General features: G+C 57.9%; 2 protein-coding genes. Both read left to right on the top strand.

All coding sequences use genetic code 11. From position 1 onward, the window contains the following. A partial coding sequence (cas8g2, locus tag VGE80_RS12195) for a type I-G CRISPR-associated protein Cas8g2 (protein ID WP_440592861.1) occupies positions 1 to 1,561 on the top strand: 1,561 nt, incomplete at its 5' end. Further along, the coding region (cas7g, locus tag VGE80_RS12190; RefSeq protein ID WP_440592860.1) for a type I-G CRISPR-associated RAMP protein Csb1/Cas7g at positions 1,554 to 2,193 on the top strand (640 nt) is incomplete at its 3' end. The genes cas8g2 and cas7g, both read left to right, overlap by 8 nt.

Raw genomic sequence — 2,193 nt, 5'->3', positions numbered from 1 at the left:
GTCACATCCCCTCATTCGCAGCTACCTGATCGTGCAGAAAATTCCTGACCCCACTGGGGTCACTCGTACACCGGAATGGCCTGCATTGGATCGGCATCTGGACGGAGTGCGGGACTTCGCGCGACGCATCTGCGAATCACTGAAACTTCCCGAAGATCTCACACTCCCGATTGAACTGGCGGCAGCCTGGCACGACCTGGGAAAAGGACGTGCCGTGTGGCAACGTGGTGCGGGAAACGCGCGGACCAATGCTCCGGTTTCCAAGACCGTTCACGGTCGCCCCCCCGAACACCTCAACCACTATCGTCATGAACTCGGTTCATTGATGGACCTTCATCGAGAGTCAGAGCAACATACACAACTTGCCTCGCTTAACGACCTGCAGCGTGATCTGGTGCTGCATCTGATCGGAGCGCACCATGGGAGAGCCCGGCCGAACTTCCCCGCGCACGAAATTATCGATCCCGATTCCGCGACTGCGCCACTCGGGCCTGTCTGCGACGAAGTCCCGGAACGATTCGCGCGACTGCAACAAAAGTTCGGCCGCTGGGGACTGGCCTACCTGGAATCGGTCTTGCGTGCCGCAGATGCCCTTGATTCAAAACGAATCGATGCGAGTCCGATCGGTAATCCTCTGCCGGGAGAGTGGAAACCGTCTCTTTCCACCCCCTTCGTCGTCCCTGTAAAGCCCGCCTTGCAACCGACCGCGACAATCCATGTTGATCCCTGCAACCCTGGTCAGTTTCTCGCCTGCTGCGGCTTGCTGGAGTTTGCGGATCGCCAATGGCCCGGTGCATCAGGCTGGTTTGAAGCAAACCAGTTCCACATCCACGCTGCTGGCAACCTCAAGCAACTTCTCGACGCATTCGCGAGTTGCACGCTGACGAATACGATGACCTCTGCCGACCACGCGAGGCTGGAAGAGCTTCGGAAGAAGTCGAACGAGCGGAAGAAGGATTCCAGTCTGGAAGAAGAGTTCAAGCGGTTAGAACAGCAGGTTCGGGAAAACCCCCTGCTGCTTCAGTCCCGTCTTCCACTCAGACTCGACTGGTTTACCGACGACGCTGCCGGGGGGAGTCGCTTCAAGACGTGGGCGGGCCAGCAATCGGTTCTTCGAATCGCCGAGGCGATGAAGGCCAGCTTAAAGGGCGAGGAGTGGCGTAACGAAACCTGCCTCAGCCATTCCGTTTCCGGGTGCGGTCTGCCATTCAATTTCGATTCCGACCTGGGAAGTCAGGGTGGTGCGATCGACGTTGGATTCAGCTTTGATCCGCTGGCCGGCAGCGCACTAACGCGAATCGAAACCTCTGCCCGGCCGGTCCTGGAACTGTTCGCCTTTATCGGCTTGCAACGGTTCCGCCCCAGCCAGATCAAAAACGAGAATCGGTATCAATACGCCGCCTGGAAGCGACCCCTTCCGGTTGGAATTGCGTTCGCAGCCGCCAGTGGCGCGCTGCCTGTCGCAGACGGTGATTGTTTCGAATTTCGACTGCTTTACCGCACAAAGTATCTGAAGAGCTTCCTTCCCGCTGTCCCCTTGTACGGAGCATCTCATGAGTGACATGACCCAATTCGATCCCTGGCTGACGACCGATGATTTCGCAGCCCTGGTCATCAAGGAATCTCTCGAACCCATCGAAGGTCCCGACGGTGTCCTGTTCCCCGCAACCTACGCCGCAGCAGAGGACAAGAAAGTGTTTCCCGGGGGATACAACATTGATCCTCCTGACGGAGAAGAGAACGTCTGTCTCGTGGACAGTGTCGGCTCTCAGGCGAACCGGATCGAACCGATCTTCAAGAAGCCGGAATATGCCCACCTTGTCCCTCAGATTTTTGTGAAAGCGGGTGAGAAGTCGATCAGTATTCTCGAAGCGGGACATCGCGCCGGGGATGCACTGGTCCGCTGTACGCCGCTGCAGAAAGAACTGGAAGAGGCTTTCCGAGCCGCCCTGAAAGGGAATGCCGAACCGTTGGCTCGCATCGCCCCCACCTCGCTGGTCTTCGGAGTCTGGGACTCACGCAATACTCAGGCCAAGCACCCTCGACTGGTCGCGTCGACCATCCGGGCCTTTAACGTGAAGCGGCTGACCCGTTCCGCCCAATACAATCCTGCAACCGATTATATTGGCGAGCAACTGCTCGAGGACACGACAGATAGCACAACCAGGAAGGCGTATTCAGAACGGGGATTCA

The organism is Schlesneria sp. (assembly GCF_036405755.1).
GTDB lineage: Bacteria > Planctomycetota > Planctomycetia > Planctomycetales > Planctomycetaceae > Schlesneria > Schlesneria sphaerica.
This window is presented reverse-complemented; position numbering and strand designations above follow the sequence as displayed.